The sequence below is a fragment of the Labrys methylaminiphilus subsp. lupini genome, assembly GCF_051161885.1.
GTDB lineage: Bacteria > Pseudomonadota > Alphaproteobacteria > Rhizobiales > Labraceae > Labrys.
Window position 1 is genome coordinate 4,278,499 of the sequence record NZ_JBMDIH010000001.1, and the last position, 23,278, is coordinate 4,301,776.

18 protein-coding genes are annotated in these 23,278 nt (G+C 64.4%); 9 read left to right on the top strand and 9 right to left on the bottom strand.

Annotated features, from left to right (window positions below; translation table 11 throughout):
• Nucleotides 1-133: 133 nt before the first annotated feature.
• Nucleotides 134-1,177 (top strand): GSU2403 family nucleotidyltransferase fold protein, encoded by a 1,044-nt coding sequence (locus ACN6KF_RS20180; protein ID WP_434958560.1) that lies wholly within the window; start codon nucleotides 134-136, stop codon nucleotides 1,175-1,177.
• Between the two features lie 30 nt (nucleotides 1,178-1,207).
• Here the strand turns inward: ACN6KF_RS20180 and ACN6KF_RS20185 are convergent, their stop codons facing one another.
• Genes ACN6KF_RS20185 through ACN6KF_RS20205 form a run of 5 tightly spaced genes read right to left on the bottom strand, consistent with a single transcriptional unit; the run spans nucleotide 1,208 to nucleotide 5,782 of the window.
• On the bottom strand, nucleotides 1,208-1,741 hold the full coding sequence (locus ACN6KF_RS20185) for a 2'-5' RNA ligase family protein (protein ID WP_434958561.1): 534 nt from the start codon (nucleotides 1,739-1,741) through the stop codon (nucleotides 1,208-1,210).
• Nucleotide 1,742: 1 nt separating this feature from the next.
• Nucleotides 1,743-2,585 carry an ABC transporter permease gene (locus ACN6KF_RS20190; RefSeq protein ID WP_434958562.1) on the bottom strand — a complete coding sequence of 281 codons (843 nt, stop codon included), beginning with the start codon at nucleotides 2,583-2,585 and terminating at the stop codon, nucleotides 1,743-1,745.
• Nucleotides 2,582-3,421 (bottom strand): ABC transporter permease, encoded by an 840-nt coding sequence (locus ACN6KF_RS20195; RefSeq protein ID WP_434958563.1) that lies wholly within the window; start codon nucleotides 3,419-3,421, stop codon nucleotides 2,582-2,584. Before ACN6KF_RS20195 ends, ACN6KF_RS20190 begins: the two co-directional genes overlap by 4 nt.
• A gap of 60 nt (nucleotides 3,422-3,481) precedes the next feature.
• Nucleotides 3,482-4,633 (bottom strand): ABC transporter substrate-binding protein, encoded by a 1,152-nt coding sequence (locus tag ACN6KF_RS20200; protein ID WP_434958564.1) that lies wholly within the window; start codon nucleotides 4,631-4,633, stop codon nucleotides 3,482-3,484.
• A 27-nt stretch (nucleotides 4,634-4,660) separates the two neighbouring features.
• A complete protein-coding gene (locus tag ACN6KF_RS20205) occupies nucleotides 4,661-5,782 on the bottom strand; it encodes an ABC transporter ATP-binding protein (RefSeq protein ID WP_434958565.1) in 1,122 nt (373 codons plus the stop codon).
• Between the two features lie 488 nt (nucleotides 5,783-6,270).
• On the opposite strand from ACN6KF_RS20205, the gene ACN6KF_RS20210 reads away from it, so the two are divergent.
• Nucleotides 6,271-6,816 (top strand): GNAT family N-acetyltransferase, encoded by a 546-nt coding sequence (locus tag ACN6KF_RS20210; RefSeq protein ID WP_434958566.1) that lies wholly within the window; start codon nucleotides 6,271-6,273, stop codon nucleotides 6,814-6,816.
• A 17-nt stretch (nucleotides 6,817-6,833) separates the two neighbouring features.
• Here the strand turns inward: ACN6KF_RS20210 and ACN6KF_RS20215 are convergent, their stop codons facing one another.
• From ACN6KF_RS20215 to ACN6KF_RS20225, 3 genes are all read right to left on the bottom strand, one after another.
• Complete coding sequence (locus ACN6KF_RS20215) at nucleotides 6,834-8,255, bottom strand: sensor histidine kinase (RefSeq protein WP_434958567.1); 1,422 nt, start codon at nucleotides 8,253-8,255, stop codon at nucleotides 6,834-6,836.
• A gap of 291 nt (nucleotides 8,256-8,546) precedes the next feature.
• Nucleotides 8,547-9,209, bottom strand: a complete 663-nt coding sequence (locus ACN6KF_RS20220) for a response regulator transcription factor (protein ID WP_434958568.1) — start codon at nucleotides 9,207-9,209, stop codon at nucleotides 8,547-8,549.
• A gap of 90 nt (nucleotides 9,210-9,299) precedes the next feature.
• The gene (locus ACN6KF_RS20225; RefSeq protein WP_434958569.1) at nucleotides 9,300-9,563 is read right to left on the bottom strand and encodes a PepSY domain-containing protein; all 264 of its coding nucleotides are present in this window, start codon (nucleotides 9,561-9,563) and stop codon (nucleotides 9,300-9,302) included.
• A gap of 231 nt (nucleotides 9,564-9,794) precedes the next feature.
• On the opposite strand from ACN6KF_RS20225, the gene ACN6KF_RS20230 reads away from it, so the two are divergent.
• The 7 genes from ACN6KF_RS20230 to xylB all read left to right on the top strand — a co-directional run bounded on the left by ACN6KF_RS20230 (nucleotide 9,795) and on the right by xylB (nucleotide 21,762).
• Nucleotides 9,795-13,856 carry a Pls/PosA family non-ribosomal peptide synthetase gene (locus ACN6KF_RS20230; RefSeq protein WP_434958570.1) on the top strand — a complete coding sequence of 1,354 codons (4,062 nt, stop codon included), beginning with the start codon at nucleotides 9,795-9,797 and terminating at the stop codon, nucleotides 13,854-13,856.
• Nucleotides 13,857-14,157: 301 nt separating this feature from the next.
• Nucleotides 14,158-15,558, top strand: a complete 1,401-nt coding sequence (locus ACN6KF_RS20235) for a virulence factor family protein (protein WP_434958571.1) — start codon at nucleotides 14,158-14,160, stop codon at nucleotides 15,556-15,558.
• A 278-nt stretch (nucleotides 15,559-15,836) separates the two neighbouring features.
• A complete protein-coding gene (locus ACN6KF_RS20240) occupies nucleotides 15,837-16,634 on the top strand; it encodes a TSUP family transporter (protein ID WP_434959722.1) in 798 nt (265 codons plus the stop codon).
• 157 nt (nucleotides 16,635-16,791) lie between these two features.
• Nucleotides 16,792-17,058, top strand: a complete 267-nt coding sequence (gene rpsT / locus ACN6KF_RS20245; RefSeq protein ID WP_149253229.1) for a 30S ribosomal protein S20 — start codon at nucleotides 16,792-16,794, stop codon at nucleotides 17,056-17,058.
• A gap of 934 nt (nucleotides 17,059-17,992) precedes the next feature.
• Nucleotides 17,993-18,439 carry a rhodanese-like domain-containing protein gene (locus ACN6KF_RS20250; RefSeq protein ID WP_434958572.1) on the top strand — a complete coding sequence of 149 codons (447 nt, stop codon included), beginning with the start codon at nucleotides 17,993-17,995 and terminating at the stop codon, nucleotides 18,437-18,439.
• A gap of 88 nt (nucleotides 18,440-18,527) precedes the next feature.
• Entirely contained in the window at nucleotides 18,528-20,033 is a 1,506-nt protein-coding gene (gene dnaA, locus ACN6KF_RS20255) for a chromosomal replication initiator protein DnaA (protein ID WP_434958573.1), read from the top strand.
• Between the two features lie 274 nt (nucleotides 20,034-20,307).
• Nucleotides 20,308-21,762, top strand: a complete 1,455-nt coding sequence (gene xylB, locus ACN6KF_RS20260) for a xylulokinase (RefSeq protein ID WP_434958574.1) — start codon at nucleotides 20,308-20,310, stop codon at nucleotides 21,760-21,762.
• On the opposite strand, the gene pdxR is transcribed toward xylB, so the two are convergent.
• Nucleotides 21,759-23,270, bottom strand: coding sequence for a MocR-like pyridoxine biosynthesis transcription factor PdxR (pdxR, locus tag ACN6KF_RS20265; protein ID WP_434958575.1), 1,512 nt, complete (start codon nucleotides 23,268-23,270; stop codon nucleotides 21,759-21,761). The genes xylB and pdxR overlap by 4 nt on opposite strands.
• Nucleotides 23,271-23,278: the final 8 nt, after the last annotated feature.

Here is a 23,278-nt window from a genome sequence, read left to right on the forward strand (position 1 = left end):
CATAAAAATTAATTAAAACGATCAATAGCATCAACAGTGATGTGCCAAAGCATGTCTTACTGTTGCAACCGTTTGACAAGCCCGATAGAGTGCCCTGCAACAGTTTGGATAAAATTACCTCATAAGTGTTGATATGACTGATTTCATTGAATTAAACAATGATCAGAGACGTGAGAAAATTAACTCCGAACAGCGTTTTGCAGCGCTCCGACAGGCTCGGCTGAAGGCAAATAGCTATCGTGGGTCGCTGGTCTGGCACACGGTCGACGGCGTGGAGCGTCTGATGCGCAGCTACTACGACTCCTCCGGCGCCAGGCGTCAGAAAGTCGAGGGGCGCCGGTCAGCCGACACGCAAAGCCTGAAGGCGGATTGGGAAGCGGCACGCGCATCTGCGCAGGAAACGCTGGCTGTTCGACAAGCACAGATGGAGCGACAGTCCGCCGTCAACCGCGCGCTGCGACTGGGCCGCGTTCCCCTCCTCACCGCCAGGATCATCAGGGCGTTGGATGACGCCGGTCTCATCGGCTCCGGCATCCGCATCGTCGGCACCAATGCGCTTTATGCCTATGAGGCGACAGCTGGCGTCTTCCTCGATCCCGGCATTACCACGACCGAGGACATCGATCTCCTGATGGACGCGCGACAATCCTTGAGGATCATGGCCGACGATCAAGTAAAAGACGGTACGCTGATCAATCTGTTGCGGAAGGTCGACAGATCCTTCGAGCGCTCGCAGGCGACATTTCGTGCCGTCAATCGCGACGGCTATCTCGTCGACCTGATCAAGCCCGTGGCGCGCCCTACCTGGAAACGGGATCGGGAATCGATAGGAACATCCGAGGACGAACTCGTCGCCGTGGGGATCGAGGGCCTGGCATGGCTGGAGAACGCATCGCCTTTCGAAGCGATCGCGATCGACGAGAAAGGCGGACCACTACGCATGATCGCACCCGATCCGCGCATCTTTGCCGCACACAAGTTGTGGGTGTCGCAGCGCTCAGACCGGGAACCCGTCAAGCGCCTGCGCGACCTCGCCCAGGCACAGGCCGTGGCGCAACTCACAGCCACCTATTTCGAGCACCTTCCCTTCGATGCGTCCGCGATGCGCGCATTGCCCAAAGCAGCCTTCGAAGCCGCGAAATCCTTGTTCAAGCGCCAGGCCGAGAGCACGATTTGACGGGCCACGTGAGCAATGACTTCGCCCCAATCAATCGAGCGGAATGGTCGCCCGCACAGCCCAGTCCTCGATCGGAATGCTCTGTGCCGACCGGACCACGGCGATATGGTCGAAACGGATGACGCGTCCGGCCAGGCGCGCCTCGATTTGCCGCGCCGTTGCCTGCCTGAGCGGCCCGTCTTCCACGCCATAGGCCAGCGAGACATGCGGCATGAAGCTCTCGATCGCGGAAGCGGCGATCGAGGCGATGGCACGGCGCTTCAGTTCGAGCACGGGTCCTGCCTTCTCGAAACGGGCATAAAAGGCCCGGAAGAAGAGATCGCTGGTGCCTATCGCCTGGATAGTGGCAGTGAAGGGCGCGATGCCGGCGGTGACGGCGACAAGCTGGCGCGCCAGCGCCTCTTCCTCGCAGAGCCGGTCCTCGACCAAGGTGAGGTGCGGCTGGAAGCGCGGCGTGCCGAAGCGCTCGGCCAATTCGGCGACGATGGCGGCCAGCATAAGCTCGTCCTCGCCCGCAGGCATCAGCCAGACGGAATGCATGCCCTTTGCCGCATCCTCGGCCATGTCAGCGGCCCACCTTGGCCAGCACGTCGGCGCTGAGGAAACGCTCGACCACGAACATGAAGGCGATGGAGGGAACCAGCAGCACCAAAGCCGTGATCGAAGCGATCTGATAGTTGCCGCCGGCGCTGGCAGTGTAGAGCAGCAGCGGCATGGTCTTGATGTCGGGCGCGCCAACAAAATAGGTGCCGGTGAACTCGTCCAGCGATTCCAGGAAGACGAAGATGGCGCTCGCCATCAGCCCGGGCGCGGCGAGCGGCAGCACGATGTCGCGGAAGGCACGCGGCCCGCCGGCGCCGATCGAGCGCGCCGCCTCCTCCAGATCCACCGGCACCGCCGAGAAGGAGGCCGTGGCGATCCACACTGCATAAACGAGGCCATGCGTGGTGTGGACGAGCACCACGCCGAGGACCGTGCCGTTCAGGCCGATTTCATAGAACAGCCGCGCAATGTTGACGTAGACGGGCAAATTGGGAAAGGCCTGAGGCAGAAGCAGCAGCAGCAGGATGCCAGCGCGGAAGGGCAGTCTCAGCCGAGCGAGCGCATAGCCGGCGGGAATCGCGAGGGCGAGGGACAGCGTCACGGTGAGCAAGGCTATGGAGACACTGGTGCCAAGCGAAGCCAGGGCATCGCCGCGCGGGGCGAACACGCGCGGCCAGAAGGAAAAGCCATATTGCAGCGGCAGGCTGTGCGGGAAATACCAGCGCTCCGCCACCGTCCACAGCAGCAGGTTGACCAGCGGGCCAAAGATGGCAAAGGCAAGGAGGCCGAGCCCGATGCCGCGCGGGATCCACAGCCAGTCGATCCGCCAAATACGGGCAGGAAGCGCGTGACCGGCATCGCTCATCGCGCATTCTCCTTCATGGTCTGCTTGAGATAGATCCAGGCCACCGCGCCGGTGAAGGCGAGCGACAGCAAGCCGAGCGCGTTGGCGACGCCGTAGTCGCCATAGGAATTGATGCGGAAGGCCATGTCGGCGGTGATCATGGTGGGCGATTGCGCATTGATCATCAGCGGTACCGAGAGCACCGACATCATCGTCACCAGGCTCAGCACAGCACCGACAAGCAGCGTGGAAGCAACCTGCGGCACTACGATCTCGAGGAGGATGCGCAGGCGCGAGGCCCCGAGATTGCGGGCGGCCTCGATGGTGGACCGGTCGAGCGAAGCCATGGCGCCGGCGGTGAGCAGGGTGACGAAGGGCATCTGCTTCCAGACGAAGGCGATCACGATGCCCCGCCAGTCGAGGAAGCTGACGGCCTGCAGCGGCGACAGCAGATCGGCATTCACCAGAAGGCTGTTCATCAACCCGTTCTTGGCGAGGAAGGTGCGCAGGATCTGGCCGACCACGATGAAGGGCACGAAGAGCGGCCAGCGATAGAGCCAACGCAGCACGGCAACCGCGAGGGGATTGGACCCGAGCGTGAGATAGCCCGCAATGGCGATGGCGATCAGCACGATCAGCGCGGTGGAGATCAGGATGATCACCACCGAGAAGACCATGTCGGTCCAGTAGAGCTCGAAGGCCTTGCTGAAATTGCCGAGCCCCGGCCCCTCCGGCGTAGCGAAGGAGCCGGTGACCGAGCCGGCCAGCGGCACCACGAACAGCAGGATCACCACCGCGAGCGCCGGCGCGACCAGCAACAGGCCGGCGAGGGAAGGAGCGGTGCGTGAAGAAGCCATGTGGTGAAACCTCGAGATTTTTGAGCCCCTTCTCCCGCAAGGGGAGAAGGCACACACACCCTACTCCGCCACCTTCTTTTCATAGGCTTCGAGCAGATCGGCGTAATAAGGCCCGATCGGGAAGGACTTGCCGTATTTGGCGAGATCGTCGGGCGAAATGTCGGTGAACAGCTTCTGCCAGATCGCCGGATCGAGCTTGTCCTGCACATATTTGGCGTCGATGCCCGGATACCAGTTGAACTGCTTGACGATACCGTTGGCCTGCACGTCGGGGCTGGTGGCGAGCGCAATGAACTTCTCGGCCAGCGCCTTGTGGGCGGTCTTGGCGGGGATGACGTAGTGCATCGGCTGGCCGGGCATGCCGGGTGCCGGCAGCACCAGCTTCATGGTGGGCGGCAGCTGGCCGTTGGCCTTCCAGGAATAGAACATGTCGACCCACACCGCACCCATGGCGATCTCGCCACGGCTGAGCATGTCGAGCGTGCCGGCATTGCCGGGGGTGAGCGCGACATTCTTGTTGAAGGCCTTCAGCTTGGCGAAGGCATCGTCCCATTTGGTCTTTTCATTGGCATCGTAAGGCCCTTCCTGCAGGACCTTGGCATCGCCGGCATAATTGTAGATCCAGCTGATCACGAAGGAGACGCCGGAGGCACCGCCCTTGATGCCGTTATAGCCGAACTGCTTAGGGTTCTTCTCGGTCCAGGTCACCAATTCGTCGAAGGTTTTGGGCGGATTGGACACCAGGTCCGGATTGTAGGCGATGGCCGTCTGGCTATTGAACATCGGCATGACATAGCCGTCGACATCGGCCCCGAGCGCCAGCTTGGCGTTGGTGCGCGTAACCAGCTTGCCCGTGTCGATATTGCCGCGATATTTATCGAGCAGCCCATCCTGGACCAGCTTGCCCGCCACCTTCTCGTGGATGACGGCGACGTCGACGTCATAGACTTCCTTGCCCGCCTTCTTCTGGGCATCGAGCCGCTCGACGATTTTCTGCGAACCGGCATCGCCAGGACCGGTGCCGACCACGCGGACTGTCGTGCCCGGATTCTGCTTTTCGAAAGCCGGCGCCAGGAAATTATTGACGTAGTCGACCATGTTCTGGTCGCCCGCCGTGATCACCGTCAGTTCCTCGGCCAATGCCGTGGTGCTTGCCAGGGGCAACGCGGCGGCAAGCAGCCCCGCGACGGCGGATAATGCAGCCAGTCTCATCCGAACTCTCCTGTCTCTCGTTACGGTTCAGCCATGTTCGCCGGGGAAGACGAACAGGCCTGTCTCGGGAATATGAACATTGACTTTCGCGCCATCCGGCCAGGCCTTGGGCGCATCGACGACCAGCGGCCCGGCCGGCGTGGCGACGACATGGCGCCAGAAGCCGCCCGGGAAACTGACCTGACCGATCTCCCCCGGCAGTGCCAGGAAGCCTCGCGTGGGATTCGCCAAAAGTTCCGCTGCCTGGGCCCCAGCTGCATGCAGCTCAGCCGCCTCGGCCCGGAAATGGGCGATGCATGGGCCTGAAACGACCGGCCGTCCGGCTGCAGCGATCAGGGCAGGCGCACCGCCCGTCCCCTCCACCCGCAACAGGCCCTCGCCAGGAGGAGCGGGGCTGCAAGTAAGGCGCAGGCTGTTCTCGGCGCCCATGAACGCGGCGACAAAAGCGGAAGCCGGTTGGTTGTAGACCTCCTCCGGCGTGCCGATCTGGGCGATCTTGCCAGCGTTGAGGATGACGATGCGGTCGGCCATCACCATGGCCTCCTCGCGATCATGGGTGACATGGATCGCGGTGATGCCGAGCCGGCGCTGGAGGGCGCTGATCTCCTGGCGCACCGTGAGGCGGATGCGCGCGTCGAGGTTGGACAGCGGCTCGTCGAGCAGCAGGATGTCGGGGCTGACGGCGAGCGCCCGCCCGAGCGCCACACGCTGGCGCTGGCCGCCGGAGAGCGCCGCCGGCTTGCGTTCCTCCAGCCCGGAAAGGCCGAGCAACGCGGTGATGTCCTTGACCTTGGCAGCGATCTCGGTGCGATCGAGCCGGCGCAGCTTGAGGCCATAGCCGATATTCTGCGCCACCGTCATATGCGGCCAGAGCGCATAGGTCTGGAACACCAGCGCCATGCCGCGCCGATCCGGCGGCTCACCGGTGATGTCGCGTCCCCGCACGCGGATGGCGCCGGAACGCGGCTGGATGAAGCCCGCGATGGTGCGCAGAAGGGAGGTCTTGCCGCAGCCCGACGAACCGAGCAGGGCGACGAATTCGCCCTCGCCCACCGTCAGGCTCAGATTCTCGAAGACCTGGGTGTTGCCCAGCCTTACCGAGGCCCTGTCGACCTCGAGCAGGGGCTGCCGCAAGGAGCCTGTCGCCAAGGATCGGTCCATCTGGGTTTGATCACTCGGCTTCACGGCACAACCTCCCGCGGGCAGAGCCCGGCGTCCTCGATTCAGGCAGGACGCCTGCAACCGGCGGCGCCCTCCCCTCTCGTTTCCTCATCGCCATGTCTGATTGCACAGCTGTGCAATGCTCGCTCTGCCCGAAACTCCTGTCAATAGCGCAGAGCCATTCCATCGCGGTCGTTCGCTCAATCCTGAGTAGTTAGAATCTGCTCCAACGACACCGAAGCAGGGTTGCCGGTAAGCCAGCCCCTATTTGCACAGCTGTGCAGAAGCCTTGCCACGTTTTATCCCTGCCGTTTCGACGTGACAGGCATATGACGGTTCGCCGGCTCGGCATCCAAAATCGCCGGCCGTGGCTTTGCCTGTCGATTTCGCTGGCACCGCCTCCACAAATGCCGGAGGCTACTCTCCAGGGAGAGCATGGTTGCAACGGACGCGGCAGACAGCCAGAGGTCAACCGCATGGTCGATCCGAGATTTTCCACCCGACCGGTCACCACCGCCAATTGGACCGACTTCGAGGCGTTGTTCGAAGGCAAGGGCGCGCCGAAATATTGCTGGTGCATGGCCTGGCGGCCGATGGAAGAGCGTAGCTCGGCCGACAATGCCGCCCGCAAGCAGGCACTGCATGAGCGTGTCCGGACCGGCGTGCCGATCGGCCTTCTCGGCTATCTCGACGACGAGCCCGTCGGCTGGTGCTCACTGGCACCGCGAGAGAGCTACCTCAGGCTCTCGCCCAGTCAGGACGACGGGGAGGCCGGCGTCTGGTCGATCGTCTGCTTTTTCGTGCGGCGCGACCACCGCAAGGCCGGCCTGTCCCGCGCCCTGCTCGATGCGGCCATCGCGCTTGCCGGCAGCCGGGGAGCGCGGGCGATCGAGGCCTATCCCGTCGATCCGAACTCGCCCAGCTACCGTTTCATGGGCTTCGTCGCACTGTTCGAAGGGCGTGGCTTTGCTGCCGCCGGCCGGGCCGGCTCCCGCCGGAACGTGATGCGTCTGACCTTGTGAGCGTCAACAGCCCGGCATCAGGCCGAGGGCCGCCCTTCGACAGGATCGTCATCGCCCGTGTCGGTGACAATAAGCCGTTTGGGCAGATGCACCTCGACACCGAGGCCGCCGAGACTCGATCTGGCGATGTGAAGCTCGCCGCCATAGGCTTCGACGATGTCCTTGGCGATGGCGAGGCCGAAGCCGGTGCCACGCACGGTTTCATCGAGACGCTTGCCGCGTTCGATGAAGGATTTTTCCGCATCGGGCGGCAGGCCAGGTCCGTCATCCTCGATCGACAGCAGGATGATGGGCGAGGTCGTCTGCGCCATCAGGCGCACTTTTGCCTGGGAATTCCCCCATTTGCGGGCATTGTCGAGCAGGTTACCGGCGATGTTGGTGAAATCGCTCTCGTCCATGGCGATCACGATGCCCTGCGGGGCTTCGAGGCCGAACGTCATGTCCTTGTCACGCGAGAGCTTGTGCATGGTCGAGACCAGCTTGGACAACACGGCATGGGTGTCGACACGCCCCGACAATTGCGCCGCCGCCAGACTCGCTCTCGCCTCCGCAAGGGTGCGTTTGACCTGGGCGTCCATGCGCCAGACCTCGTCGCGGATGGCATTCGCCGCGGCCGCCTGCCCGCTGTCGGTCAGGGAGCGGGCGGTGGCCTCCAGTACCGCAAGCGGTGTCTTCAGGCCGTGAGCGAGGTCACCCGCCCGGCTGCGCGCCTCGATGAGTTGCGCCTCGCGCGAAGCGATCAGTGCATTCAGGTTGTCGATCAGCGGCTGGATCTCGTCGGGATAACGCCCGCTGATCTTGCGGGCCGGGCGGCTGCGCAGCGACAGCAATTCGACGCTGAGCTTGTCGAGCGGACGGAAGCCATAGCGCAGGAAGGCAATGACTGCGCCAAGCAGCGCCGCCATCAGCACGGCAAGCGAGGGGGCCATTGCATAGAAGAAGCGCCATTTCACCGGCGAAAGCTGGGCATTGTCGAGGGCGATGAGGGCACTGACGGTCTGATCGCCGTTCGCGGTCGAGATGACGATCGAACGTTCCACCGCCAGGAGCTGGCTGCCATTCGGTCCGACGAGATCGTTGACCTTGCCACCGCCTTTGACCGCCGTCGCATGCAGCCAGGGCAGGCCCTGGTCCCACAACGACTGCGAGCGCAGCTCGACATTGCCGCCCCGCCCGACCTGCCAATAGAGCCCGCCATTGGGCAATTCGAAGCGCGGGTCCTGCGGCCCCTCGTCGATCGTGAGCTGGTTGGAGCCGTTGACCTCGATGCTGCCGAGCAGCAGGCGCATTTCGTCCTCGACCTCGGACAATTCGAGAGCCCGGATCGCCAGGCCCGAGATCGCGTCGATGCCGATGCCGGCCAGGATGGTGGCGACCACGATCGCCACCACCGAGCCGAACAACATGCGACGCCTGAGGGAGAAGGAGGTCACGGTCACAAGGGCCTGTCGTCAGTTATGGTTTCGGGTTTGATGAGGTCAAAAATGGTTGGATGGGAGGAGCTAGCGCCGCCAAGACTTTCGTCTTGGCAAGCGAAGCGACGCTGCAGACGACCATTTTTCACCTCACCGTCTTCGGCGGCGGGACGCTTTTGGCTGATTGGCGCGTCGTATCAGCCACAGGCTTTGCCTGTGGCTGATGTAGCAAGCCGGAAGGCTTGCGTCCTCACGCCCCTTCCACTCGGCCAAAATCGCTCCCGTCAAACTCCAAACCATAACTGACGACAGGCCCTAGGGCTCGGCCGGAATGACATAGCCTTGGCCCCGGCGCGTCTCGATCACGGAGTTGTCGAGCTTGCGCCTGAGGCGGGCGACTACGACTTCGAGGGCGTTGGAGTCATGTTCCACATCCTGATCGTAGATCGAGTCGGTGATCTGGGACTGCGACATCACGGTGCCGGCATTATGGAGGAGATAGGCAAGCAGGCGATATTCCAGCGGCGTCACCTGTACCGGACTGCCATAGAAGGAGACGGCCCGCTGGCGCGTATCGAGCTCCAGCACGCCATTCGACAGGACGGGGGAGGACTGGCCCGAGGCACGGCGGACCAGGGCCCGGACACGCGCCAGCAATTCCTCCATGCGGAAGGGTTTGGTCAGGTAGTCGTCGGCGCCCGAATCCATGCCGTCGACCTTGTCGCGCCAATCGTCGCGCGCGGTGAGGATGAGTACCGGCATGCCACGCCGCGCCAGGCGCCAGCGCCGGAGCACCGTCAGCCCGTCGAGCTTGGGCAGGCCCAGATCCAGAATCACCAGGTCGAAATGCTCGTTCTCACCGGCAAAGAGGGCTTCCTCGCCATCGAACACCGTCACCACGATATATTGCTGGGCTTCGAGACTGCGACGGATATCGTCGACGATGGCTCGTTCGTCTTCGGCAACCAGAATACGCATGATGCGAGGCTAGGATCTCGGAGATAGGATCTCATGGGCTGATACGGCCGGGCCAAGGAAGTCACTGCCAAGCCAGGCCGGACATTAAGCCTATTTATCGACCAAGGCCAGCGTCACCGCATCGACAAGCACGTCGCGGCGCTTGCCGTCCGGCCTGAGGACGCGAACCATGTAAAGCAAGCGCCCACCGCGACGCAATTCGCGCACACGCAGGATGCGTCCCGGCACCTCGCGGGCCACGGCTGCGGAAATGTCCTTGAATGAATGCGCGCCGGGGCGGCGGATCAGCACGCCGCTGGGCTGACCACGATGAGCCCCCCCGCCATCGCCCCTTCGAGCGGCGGCATGAAGCAAGCAATTGTCAGTAGCAGTCCCGCGCAAGCACTGGACCTGGCGTTGAAAGCCGTCATGAATCTCCTAAGCAGGGTTTCCCGGGCGCCCTCGCTCCCCCTCTGCACAGTGTACCGAAACCAAGCTTGCAATTGGCTTGCAGGCGCTGTCAGACGCTCGCAACGCGCACCTCGCTACAATAGCTCGAAACGATTTTTGGCCACCATCCGAATCGCCGGCCGAAGGATTACGCGTGTGTTGTCTTCTCCTGTACCAGTAAATGCCGCCGGGCCGCTCGCCGTGGTTCGCGGCGAGCAGCGTCCCGACCTTCTCCGCGACGAAACCTTGGCGACGATCTTCAGGGCGTCCGCCGTGGCCTTTCCCGACAAGCAGGCCCTTGGTGCGATCGGCACCGGCGAGCGCCTGACCTATCGCGAGCTCGATGAGCGCTCCGACCGGGTCGCCGCCGCCCTGGTCCGTCGTGGTGTCGGCGCCGGCATGTTCGTCGGCCTCTGGTTCCAGCGCTCGATCGAGCTGCACGTCGCGCTGCTCGGCCTGGTCAAGACCGGCGCCAGCTTCATTCCCTTCGATGCCGACATTCCGCCCGAGCGGGTGACGGCGAGCCTCGCCGATGCCGGCGCGGGCCTCTTGATCTCCCATGCGCCGCAGGCCGAGAAATATGCCGCCGTCGAGGCCGAGACGGTGACGCTCGACGCCCTGCTGGCCGATCCGCGCCGCGATACGCCCGCCAGCCTCGCGCCAGTGCTGACCGACGCCGCCTATGCCATCTACACCTCTGGCACCAGCGGCAAGCCCAAGGGCATCAAGGTCTCCCACCGCAACATCTGCCACTATCTGCGTGCCGGCAATGAACGCCTGCGCATCACGGCCGACGATGTGGTGCTCCAGCAGGCTTCGATCGCCTTCGACCTCTCGCTGGAGGAGATCTTCATCCCCTATATGGTCGGCGCCACGCTGAAGATCGCCAGCGCAGCTGTGCTGCAGGACATCGACGCCCTGCCCCAAATGCTGGAAGCCGAGGGCATCACCGTGATCGACACGGTGCCGACGCTGCTGTCCATGCTGAGCCGGGACGTCGCCGGGCTGAACACCATCATCCTGGGCGGCGAGGCCTGCCCGCCCGCTCTGGTCGCCCGCTTTGCCAAGCCTGGCCGGCGCCTGCTCAACACCTACGGCCCCACCGAGACCACGGTGGTGGCGACCTCGGCCGAGCTCGAGGCCGGCGAAGACATCACGATCGGACGCCCGATCCCCAACTACACCGCCTATGTCGTCGACGATCAGCTCAACCTGCTGGCGCCCGGCGAGGTCGGCGAATTGCTGGTGGGTGGCCCCGGCGTCGCCATGGGCTATCTCAACCTGCCCGAGATGACGGCAGCCAAGTTCATCGCCAACCCCTTCGCCATCGATAACTCCGATCCCGTGCTCTACCGCACCGGCGACGCGGTGAGCCTCAAGCCGGACGGCCGGATCGTCTTCCAGGGGCGCATCGACAGCCAGGTCAAGATTCGCGGCTATCGCATCGAGCTCGGCGAGATCGAGAGCCTGCTGGCCGCCGATCCTGCCATCCGTACTGCAGTGGTGACGGCCAATCAGAGCGAGGCCGGCGATACGCTGGTGGCCCATCTGGTGCCACAGGGCGAGATCGACCTCGACCGGATCAAACGTGAGCTTGCCGCCAAGATCCCGCGTTACATGTTGCCCTCGGCCTTCCAGCTCCATGACGCTCTGCCGGTGCTGCCGTCGGGCAAGGTCGACCGCAAGGCCCTCTCCGCCCTGCCGGTGCCGGAGCGCCAGGCCACGGCCGGCGAACAGGAGCCCCCGCGCTCCTGGACAGAGGCGCAACTGCTCAAGGCGGCGCAGGAATTGTTGCGCGCACCGGCGATCGATTTCGAGGCTGATTTCTTCACCGAGCTCGGCGGCCATTCGCTGCTGGCAGCGCGCTTCGTCTCCGAGGTCCGCCGCGTGCCGGCTTTGTCGGGTATCGCGATCCGCGACCTCTATACCCATCGCACCCTGCGCAATCTCGCCAGGGCCCTGGACGAGAGTGCCGCTGCAACGGCCTCGGCGCCGCCGCCCGACCGCAGCTTCGAGCCCGTGCCGCTCGCCCGACGCTTCCTGTGCGGCCTGGCCCAGGCCGTCACGCTGCCCTTCATCGTCGCCCTCGTCTCGGTGCAATGGATCGGCCTCCTGCTCGCCAGCATGCTGCTGGTGGGCGACGATGCCTCCATCGTCACCGAGCTAGCCGTGCTGTGCGGGGTCTATATCTGCCTCAACCTCGCCACCAAGCTGCTCGTCGTCGGCCTGAAATGGCTGGTGATCGGCCGCACCAAGCCGGGCGTCTACCCGCTCTGGGGCGCCTATTATTTCCGCATCTGGCTGATGCAGCGCATCGTGCAGCTCACCACGCCGAAATTCCTCAAGGGCTCGCCGCTCATCCGCGTCTATCTGCGCGCCCTCGGCGCACGCATCGGCGATGACGCCATGATCGACGACTTCGAAGAAGGCGCGATCGACCTCGTCACCATCGGCGACCGGGCGAGCCTGGGCACCAAGCTCAAGCTTGCCAATGTCGAGGTGATCGGCAACGAGGTCCATGTCGGGCGCATCGAGATCGGTGCCGGCGCACGCATCGGCAATGGCAGCGTCATCGGTGGCGACGTCGTGATCGGCGACGGCGCCGAGATCGGCGACCTCACCGCCCTGCCGCAGGGCACGATGGTGGCACCGGGCAGCCATTGGGAGGGAGCGCCTGCCGCCGAAATCGGTCCTGCCGAGCAGGACGATCCGGCCGACCATCCCCGCCTCGGCCGCTTCGGCCGCTCCGTCCAGGCCGTCGGCTATTTCATCGCCTATAATCTTTGCCTGGTCATCGGCCTGCTGCCGATCTTCCCGGCCTTCTCGCTGTTCTCGGAAGTCGAGGCCCTGTTCGGCGCCAATCCGGACCAGCCCTTGTCCTGGAGCCTGGTGGCCATCGCCGCCTGGCCGGCGGCGCTCGCCTTGATCGTGGTCTCTATGGCGGTAATGGTGGTCCTGCGCTGGCTGCTGCTGCCCAAAGTGCGGGAGGGCTCCTATTCGATCTTCGGTTCGCTCTATTTCCGCAAATGGGTGATCGGCCTCTCGACCGAATCCCTCTTGGAAACGCTCAACTCGCTCTATGCCACCGTGTTCATGCGCAACTGGTACCGCATGATGGGGGCCAAGATCGGCAAGGGCACCGAGATCTCGGCGAGCTTTGCCGGGCGCTACGACCTGATCGAAATGGGCCGCGACAATTTCATCGGCGACGAGACCATCTTCGGCGACGAGGAGGTCCGCAATGGCCGCATGATCCTCAAGCGGCTGAAGACGGGCGACCGCTGCTTCTTCGGCAATTCCTCGGTGGTATCTCAGGGCTCTGTGGTGGCTGACGATGCCCTGATCGGCATCAAGTCGCGCCTGCCCGATTCTCTCAATGTCGGCGCCGGCCAGACCTGGCTGGGCAGCCCGCCCATCGCCATGCCGACCCGCCAGAGGGTGACGGCCGCCGCCGGCACGACCTATGCGCCGCCCTTGCGCATGCGCCTGCTGCGTGTGGTGTTCGAGACGCTGCACACTTCGCTGCCGACGGCCGTGCTGATCGCCGCAGCCTATATCACCGCCGACATCCTCGCCTCCGTGCTGGCCGAAGGGGCCTGGCTCGAGGCGACCGGCATCTTCCTCGTGGCGGGCCTGGCGATCTCCGGCCTGATGTACCTGGCCGCCGTCGCGGTGAAATGGCTGCTGATCGGCACCTACAAGCCGATGATGCGTCCGATGTGGTCCTGGTGGGCCATGCGCACGGAAGGCGTTGCGGTGATCTATGGCGGCCTCGCCAGCAAGATGCTGCTCGACTATCTCCGGGGCACGCCCTTCCTGCCCTGGCTGCTGCGCCCCTTCGGTGCCAAGATCGGCAAGGGCACCTGGATCAACACCACCGACATCTGCGAGTTCGACTGCACCGAGATCGGCGATTACGCCGTGCTCAACATGGGCGCCTGCCCGCAGACCCACCTCTATGAGGACCGGGTGATGAAGGTGGGTCGTATCCGCATCGGCCATGGCGCCACGATCGGCACCGGAGCGACCGTGCTCTACGATACCGAGATCGGCCCCTTTGCCCAGGTGGAATTGCTGACTTTGATCATGAAGGGCGAGGCGCTCCCCGCCTCGACGGTATGGACCGGCATTCCGGCCCAGGCCCAGATCGCGGCCCCGGCAAGCGCCGAGGCCCATGAACCGGCCCTGATCCCCGTCCTCGCCGAGGCGGCGGAGTAACTCGCGCAGCCTCCATCGGACAAGGGCCGGTGGAGGCATCCGGCTCTTTGCGCGAAGAAGCGTACCCGGTACCTCGATGACCGCGATATGCGATTGGCCCAGCCTCTCGCGGTGCGGTGACGCGTAGCCATAATCCGACTCCAATCCCGCCCTAATTCCCTCCCAAAGCCGGGCAAACTGGCCGCGTCGCACCCCAAGGTGCGACGACACATAGTTTTTATGGACCCCGGCTAGGTTTCCGCTCGTCGCAGGGCGTGTCCTGCGGATGCGCCAAGGACCGGGATTGCGTCGCGATCAAAATATGAAGAGCGTGGCCCGGCCCCACCATTTCCTCGTCGTGGCAGGTCTCCTGGCAGGTCTCCTGGCCGGTCTGGCCCTCGCCATGTCCGCCCTGATCCCGGCAAGGCAGCCGCCTGGGCGCCGCCTTACCCTGCATCATGAAAAGCTCGGTCCCGTCGACGTGCTCGCTCCGTCCGGAGAACCTGATGCCTTCATCGTGCTGCTGTCGGACAGCCAGGGCCTCACAACCGCGCTGCAGGGAGCCGCGGAGCGTCTGGTGAAGCGAGGCGCGGCCGTTGCCCTGCTCTCCAGCCCCCATCTCCTGGCCGCGCTCGACGCCGGTACCCGGACCGGCTGCCACTATGCCCTGGGACTGTTCGAGGAGTTCTCGCAGACCGCGCAGCGGGACCTCGGCGTCGCGACCTATAAGCGCCCGGTGATCGTCGGCAGCGGCCTTGGCGGGACGCTGGCCTTCGTCTCGGACATGCAGGCGCCGGCGAACACGATCGCGGGGGCGGTCAGCCTCGGCTTCGATCCCACCCTCAGACCGCGGCTGCCCTTCTGCGGCGCCGATTCGATCCGCACCGCCGACGGCGCCGTCACCTATCACCTGCCTGCCAGGCTGCCCGCGCATTGGATCGCCATCCCCGACGGCGCCGGGGCTGGCGCTCTCACCGCGTTGGCGCGGACGGGATCGGTCGGCGAGATCAGGCCCATCGGCACGGACCGTCTCGAGGCGGTTGCGGACGCGGCCCTCGAGATTGCGCGTCTGGATGCCGGCAGCGGCGTGCAGGACATGCCCGTGGAGGAAATTCCCGCCAGGGAGGCCGACACGCTGGTGGTGTTCTATTCGGGCGATGGCGGCTGGCGCGACATCGACAAGCGCATCTCGGATTATCTCAGCCGCAACGGTGTCGCCGTGGTCGGTGTCGATTCCCTGCGCTATTTCTGGCGCCGCAAATCGCCCGCCCAGATCGGAACCGACCTCGACCACCTGATCGATCGCTACAAGAGGCGCTGGAACGTCAGGCATGTCGCGCTGGTCGGCTACTCCATGGGTGCCGGTGTCCTGCCCTTCGCCTGGAGCAACCTGCAGCACAGCACGCATGAGACCATCAAGCTGGTCGCCCTGCTCAGTCTCGACCCCAGGGCAAGCTTCGAGATCTCGGTCTCCGGCTATCTCGGCATGAACAATGACAGCGATGTCGGCATCGAGCCGGCGGTGAAGACGATGCCGCTCGATCGCGTCATGTGCTTCTACGGTACCGAGGAGCGCGATCCCGGCCAGAGCGGTTGCCTGGGCCCGGCCATGACGGGGGCCACCCTGGTCGAACGGCCGGGCGGCCACCATTTCGACGGCAATTACGAGCCGATCGCCAGGATGATCCTCGGGCGGCTGAAATCGGCGCCGCACAATTTCTGATCGCCGGTCGTCAGCATGGTATCCGGCTTCTTGCACTCCCTCTCCCATCGCGGCCTCCGGCAGTGCGAATGGCTTGCCAAGCGCCCTGGGATGGCCTAGCCGGGGGCTTTCTCGCCTTCCGGACCGCTAGAGCAAAGCGCGTTTTGTTAAAAACACCCTTTTACTCTGACTCTTTGGTTCAACGCGCCTTTGCGATTTGAAATGATTCCGACAAATCGCAAAACGCTATGAGCGTGCCGGCTGCAGGCCTTTCGGAAGGAAGACGTTCGCTCGTGGAAATGACCTGGACTCTCATCGCCATATTGGGCGCCGTCGGCCTGGTGGCCGGCTTCGTCGATGCCCTTGCCGGCGGGGGCGGCCTGCTGACCATTCCGGCGCTGCTGCTCTCCGGGCTCGATCCGGTGGCGGCCCTGGCCACCAACAAGCTGCAATCGAGCTTCGGCTCGGGCTCTGCGGTGATCGCCTTTGCCCGGCGCGGCCATGTCGACTTTCACCAGACGCGCTGGATGGTGGTGACGACCCTGATCGGCGCCTGCCTCGGCGTGGCGGCCGTGAGTGTCGCACCCCTGTCGCTGCTGTCGGCGGCGCTGCCGGTGCTGCTGATCGCCATGGCGCTCTATTTTGCGTTGTCTTCTCGCTTCTCGCCCAAGGCCGGCATCGAGGACGGCAAGGCCCGCATGACGCCGGCCCTGTTCACCGTCACCATGGCGCCACTGATCGGCTTCTATGATGGCCTGTTCGGGCCTGGCACGGGGTCCTTCTTCATGCTCGCCTTCGTGGCGCTGTGCGGCTATGGCGTCATCCATGCCACCGCCAACACCAAGCTCCTCAACTTCACCTCCAACTTCGCCTCCCTGATCCTGTTCATCCTTGCAGGCAAGATCGTCTGGGTAGCGGGCCTGGTCATGGGGGTGGGGCAGTTCGTGGGCGCCCAGGCCGGCTCCTACATGGCGGTGCGCCAAGGCGCACGCCTCATCCGGCCTCTTCTGGTGCTGGTGTGCTGCTCGGTGGCCGTCAAACTGCTGCTCGACCCGACCAATCCCTTGCATCAGGCCGTTATTTCGCTGTTCCAGTGAAGTCCGTCGTTGACGGCGAAGTCATTGGCATGTAAAGAGCCGCCTTCCAATAGCGAGCGCTCGTAGCGCCCGCAACTTATCAATTTCAGGCAACGCACGGCCTTTCGGCGATTCTTAGGGATCGTTATGGATGCGGCCGGCTGAACAGGCAGGGACCATGGCCAATACGAAGTCGGCCAAGAAGGCTACGCGCAAGATCGAAGTGCGCACCGCAGTGAACAAGGCGCGCCGCTCGCGTATGCGCACCTTCATCCGCAATGTCGAGGAAGCCGTCGCTGCCGGTGACCAGACCAAGGCTGCCGCTGCACTCAAGAGCGCCGAGCCGGAGATCATGCGCGCTGCCCAGAAGGGCGTGCTGCCGGCCAACACGGCGTCGCGCAAGGTGTCGCGTCTGGCCCATGCGGTGAAGAAGCTCAGCGCCTGAGCCGAACAGCAGGACATCGAATAAAGACAGGTGATCGAACCACTTTATTTGCTTTCCCTTAGGTGACGAAACCCGGCCCTCGAAGCCGGGTTTTTGTTGTTTGGCGTCCCCCGGCCGAAGGGAGGGAAGGCGCCTGGGCCTACGGCCCCTCCGATGTCGCGCGCCATCGTTCCGGCCCCGTCCCTTGCCGCGCCGGCGTTCCAGCCGTCCGCGTCGACGGTGCCTGGGAAACATTTGTTCCGGGTTGAGCCTTGGCAGAAAGCGCGACCCACGATTGTCATCGTCTCGTAACAATATTTCCCAATTGAGGTATTATAATACTAATGATGATGGACTGGGCAATCTTTCCCCTTGACTCAAGGTTTGGCCAGGATGGCCATCCACCCTCCCTGGTCGGTCAAAATTTTCTCATATATTTCATGGCTTTATGGGATAAGAGAAAAGTAGGCCTGCAGCCATCCCGGCGCGTGCCGGGCAAATTACGAAGCCTCGCAATCTTTACGCATCCGAAATGAATATTTTTGAGTCATTTTGCCGCCTCCATGATTCCATCGACTCCTCAACACCTTGCGACTTTGGCGGCGAAGGCACCTGCTGTCCGAATCGGGAACATTGAGGGGCCATTAACGAATCATTGAGATTTGCCTGTTGCACCCGACTGGGCCGGTTCGGTATGTTTTTTCTCGGAACGGGTCATGTGTAGGTTCCTTCCCGATATTGCGAGCGGACGTCCGTCCATTCCGGGGCATCGGTGGGGTATGCTTTGATGACTACGTATAGTTTTGAAAACAGTAAGGTAATGCCACTGCATTCGATTGCTGCTTTCGAGGCCAATAATGAGGTGGACCTTCTGGTGAAGTGTCCCGTGCCGGCGTTACACGGCATGTTTTGTACAATTACGAACGAAGTCTGAAGAAGACGGAATTGGGGTGTCATGTCGTCGGGGTGGTTGAATGACTATGCGGGAGACGTTTCTGCGCAGGAAGCCTATGAGCTTCTCGGCCAGCAGCCTAAGGCACAGCTTGTGGATGTCCGTACCCGGGCCGAATGGTCGTTCGTTGGCGTTCCCGACCTCTCCGTGTTCGGCAAGGAACCCGTCCTGGCCGAATGGCAGCGCTACCCCAGCATGGAAGTCGCTTCCGATTTCGTTTCCCAGCTCGAGCGCGAACTCGAGCGCCGCGGCGTCGGCCAGGACCAGCCCGTCCTGTTCCTCTGCCGTTCGGGCGCCCGTTCGCTCGCGGCCGCCCAAGCCATGTTAGCCGCAGGCTGGAAGGGTGCCCGTAATATCGCGGCGGGCTTTGAAGGCCCGATGGATGCCTCGCGGCATCGTGGCATCGTCGAGGGCTGGAAAGCCTCCGGTTTGCCCTGGATCCAGTCCTAAAAAAGCCAATTCGCGCTCTGCTGCCGCCGGTCCTGGACCGGAGAAGGCCGGAGCTGTTTTTGAACTCATTTTGTCAGACGATAGCCCCATGACCTCGAGCGAACGCCTGTCAGCTGTTGCCAGCCAATCCGCGAAAACCCTTTCCGGCCTGGATGCTGTCTCCTCTGCTGTCGACACCGTCATCCAGCCGGCAGCCGCCTGGGATCGCGTCAAGCGCCGCCTGCGCGCCGAATATGGCGAGGACGTGTTTTCAAGCTGGTTCGCCCGCCTGGAACTCGACGCCGTCGTCGATGACACCGTGAGTCTGTCCGTGCCGACGCGCTTCCTGCGCAGCTGGATTCAGGCTCATTACATCGACAAGATCCTCGGCCTGCTATCGGCCGAACTGCCCGGCACCGCCCATATCGCCCTCAATGTCCGCACGGCGGTGGCCCGCCCGCCGGCAACACGCGACGCCGCGCCCTGCGCCAAGCCCACCGGCGAGGCAACGGCCGCCAAGTCGGCCGTCCCCTTCCTGCGGGCCGTGGAAACGCCGGTGCGCGAAGACGATCTTTCCGGCTCTCCCCTCGACCGCCGCATGTCGTTCGAAGCCTATTTCATCGGCCGTTCGAATTCGCTTGCCCATGCCGCCGCCCTGCAGGTCGCCAAGGCCGGCGCCCATGATCCGCTGCCCTATAATCCGCTGTTCATCCATGCCTCGGTAGGCCTGGGTAAATCGCATCTGATTCAGGCCATCGCGCATCAGTCCGAGGCCCTGGGCAAGCGTGCCCTCTATCTGACCGCCGAGCGCTTCATGTATGGCTTCGTCGCCGCCCTGAAGGCGCAGACGGCGATCCAGTTCAAGGAAAAGTTGCGCGCCATCGACCTGCTCGTCATCGACGACCTGCAATTCCTGGCCGGCAAGTCGATCCAGCAGGAGTTCTGCCATACGCTCAACGCCCTGATCGACGGTGGCAAGCAGGTCGTGGTGGCGGCGGACCGGCCGCCGGCTGATCTGGAGACCCTGGACGAGCGCGTGCGCTCGCGCCTGTCGGGCGGCCTGGTCGTGGAGATCGGCTCGCTCGACGAGGAACTGCGCATCAAGATCCTCAAGGCTCGCATCGAGGCGGCCCGCGCCCATCACGCCAATTTCGACGTGCCCGACAATGTCGTGGCCTATGTCGCCCATCAGGTCACGACCAATGGTCGCGACCTCGACGGCGCCGTCAACCGCCTGCTCGCCCATTCGGCCCTGTCCGGCTCGGGCATGTCGCTGGAGACGGCCGAGGCCGCCATCCGCGACCTCGTCAAGAACCGGGAGCCGCGTCGCGTCAAGATCGAGGACATCCAGCGCATCGTCGCCAAGCATTACAATGTCAGCCGCGCCGACATCCTGTCGCTGCGCCGCACCGCCACGGTGGTGAAGCCGCGCCAGGTCGCGATGTATCTCGCCAAGTCGCTGACGCCGCGTTCCCTGCCCGAAATCGGCCGCCGCTTCGGTGGGCGCGACCACACCACGGTGCTGCATGCCGTGCGCAAAATCGAGGGCCTGGTCGGCAAGGACACCGGCCTGGCGGAGGAAGTGGACCTGCTGCGCCGGCTGCTGTCGGAATAACCCCGGCACGGCCGCTAGGCCCAATGCGGTTCACTCAGGGTGGAAACGCTCCGATTTGTCATAGCCGGGCTTGATCCGGCTATCTGGAACCGACGCGAAGGGGCTGGATTGCCGGGTCAGGCCCGGCAATGACAAGGGTTGTGCAAACTCGAAGACACTTCAGTGAGTTGCATTATCGCTAGGCCATATCCCGGCCCGGCCAGCGCTTTGGGATAATGACAAATCAAACGGCTTGTGGTCCTAAGGATGACCCTTCCCGCATGAGATTGTCGCCATGCTCTATCTCGGTCTCGATATCGGAACTTCGGCCGTCAAGGCCGTCATCGTCGACGAACGCGAGACCGTGCTGGCCGAGAGCGAGCAGCCTCTCTCGCTGTCCCGGCCTGGGCCGGGACTCAGCGAGCAGAATGCCGATGACTGGATCGCGGCTATCGAAGCCGTCTTGGCGCGCTGGCGGGCCGAGCAGCCGGCCTTGCTGGCCGGCGTGGCAGGCATCGGGCTATCGGGCCAGATGCACGGCTCGGTCTGCCTCGATGCCGAGGACAGGCCGCTCGGCCCGGTGATGCTGTGGAACGATGGTCGCGCCGCAGCCGAGGCAGCCGAGCTCAACCGTGAGCATCCCGAACTCGCCTGGCAGCTCGGCGTGCCGGCCGCTCCCGGCTTTACCGCACCCAAATTGCTGTGGCTCGCCCGCCATCAGCCGGCGCTGCGCGCCCGCCTGAAGCGGGTGCTGTTGCCCAAGGACTTCGTGCGCCTGTGGCTGACCGGCGAGCATGTCAGCGAAATGTCGGACGCCGCGGGAAGCTGGTGGCTCGATCAGGCCAGGCGTGATTGGTCCGATGCGGCCCTGGCGGCGACCGGCGTCGAACGCAGCCAGGTGCCGCGCCTGATCGAAGGCACCGAAATCTCCGGGCAGCTACGCCCGGCGCTCGCCGCCCGTCTCGGCTTCAAGCCCGGCATTCCGGTGGCCGGCGGCGCGGGCGATGCCATGGCGGGAGCCATCGGCATCGGCACCATTGCCGATGGCGCTTTCCTCTCCATCGGCACTTCCGGCCAGTTCTTCGTGCCAGGCACCGACTATCGACCGCTGCCGGACAAGTTCCTGCATACGTTCTGCCATGCCGTGCCGGGCCATTGGGTGCAGATGGCCGCTTTGCTCAACGGCGCCTCCTGTCTCGCCTGGGCCGCGGGGCTGGTGGGCGAACCGATCGAGAAGCTGCTGGCCGATGTCGCCGCCCAGCCTTCCGGTCCGGGCAGCGTATTGTTCCTGCCCTATCTGGCGGGCGAGCGCACCCCGCATAACGACGCCGAGGCGACCGGCCTGTTCACGGGCATGACCGGCGCGACCGGCAAGGCCGACCTCGTTCGCGCCGTGCTGGAGGGCGTCGCCTATTCCTTCGCCGACGCGGCGGCCTGCCTGGCCGAAGCCGGCACCGAGTTGAGCGAGGCGGCTGTGATCGGTGGCGGCGCCCGCAGCGCCTTGTGGGTGCAGATTCTCGCCGACGTGCTCGGCCTCAGGCTGAAGCGCTATCGCGGCGGCGAAAAGGGACCGGCCTTCGGCGCCGCCCGCCTGGCGCGCGCTGCCGCCAGCGGCGAGCCGATCACCGCAATCGCCACCAAGCCGCCGGTCCTGGACATCGCCGAGCCGCGCGCCGAGCTGACGCAGGCCTATGCCGAAAAGGTCGCGGCCTTCCGCCGTCTCTATCAGGCAACCAAGGCGGCACGCTAGAGCGCAAATCGGGCAAATACGCGCGATAGCCTCCTGGTGCCGATATCGGTCTCCTCGTCCGTCAGGCCCGAGAACCCCAGCAACAGCTTGGGTTCGGTCGTGGCCGAGATGCGCATCGGCGACACCGGTAGAACGACGACGCCTTCCTCGAGCGCGGCCTGCGCCACGGTGCGGTCATCAGACCAGGTTCCCGTGCTGCGCACGGTGAAGTGAATGCCCTGCTCGGGCACAGGCGCGATCAAATGCTCCGACAGCCGCTCGTTCAGCAAACGGGCAAGAAAGTCGCGCGAGGCGCGATAGCGCTCCCGCAAGCGCCGCAAATGGGCCGGGAAATAGCCTTCGTTCAGGAAATCCGCCACGACACGCTGATGAAGCGGCGCCGGGAAGCGATCGATGATAGGCCGCGCTGCCCTGAAGGCCGCGACGAGATCACCGGGAACGATGAGATAGCCCACGCGTATCCCGGGCAGCAGCGCTTTGCTGAAGGTTCCCAGATAGATGACGCGATCGGTCGCATCAAGGCCCTGGAGCGAGGTGATCGGCCTGCCGTCATAGCGGAACTCGCTGTCGTAATCGTCCTCGATGATCCAGCACCCCCGCTCCTGCGCAAAGGACAGCAGCTGCAGCCTGCGCGCCAGCGGCAGGGCCGAGCCGGAAGGATATTGATGCGAGGGCGTCACATAAACAGCCGCCGGCGCGGGACCGTCATAGCTCCCGAGCGCCTGGGTGATCAAACCGTCCCGATCAACGGGAATGCCGGCCAGCCGGGCGCCATTGAAGGCAAAGGCCTGCCGCGCGGGCGGGTAGCAGGGATCTTCGACCAACACCGTCTCCCCCGGCGAGGCCAGCAGGCGAGCGGCCAGATCGAGGGCCTGCTGCGTACCCGAGGTAATGAAGATCTGTCCCGGTTCGCATCGCACGCCGCGCGAGGCGATGAGATGGGCGGCGATCGCTTCCCGCAGCGTTTGCTCGCCTTGCGGGTCGCGATAACCGTCATGCGTGTAGTCGAGATGACGAAGCGTGAGCCGTTTCAACAAGCTGGCTGTCTTGATGTCATGAATCACGCGGCCGGTCGTGAAGGGTGCCTGCAGGGGGAGGGCCGTCCCGATGCGCATGGCCAATCGCGCCGCCGTCGAAATGGCTCGGCTGTCGTTTCCCGGGGCCGCCTTGCGCCCGTCGCTCGCGCCGGTCGGGATGGGCGGCAAGCCGCTCGCGACATAGGTCCCGGATCCGTGCAGCCCGACGGCATATCCCTCCGCAATCAGCATGTCGTAGGATTCGGCAATCAGGCCGCGCGAGAGTGACCACTCGCGTGACGCCGTGCGTGTCGATGGCAGACGGTGTCCCGGCTGAAGCCGGCCCGCAATGATGCCGTTGCGCAATTGCAGGTAGAGCTGGCGCACGGCCGGCACCGGCGACGGCGTCTCGATCGCGGGAAGAAAACCTGCCGCCGCGCTCTCCCGGCGTAGCGATCGAGCTTGGCTGTTACGCGCTGAAGTGGCTCGCATCCGCACCT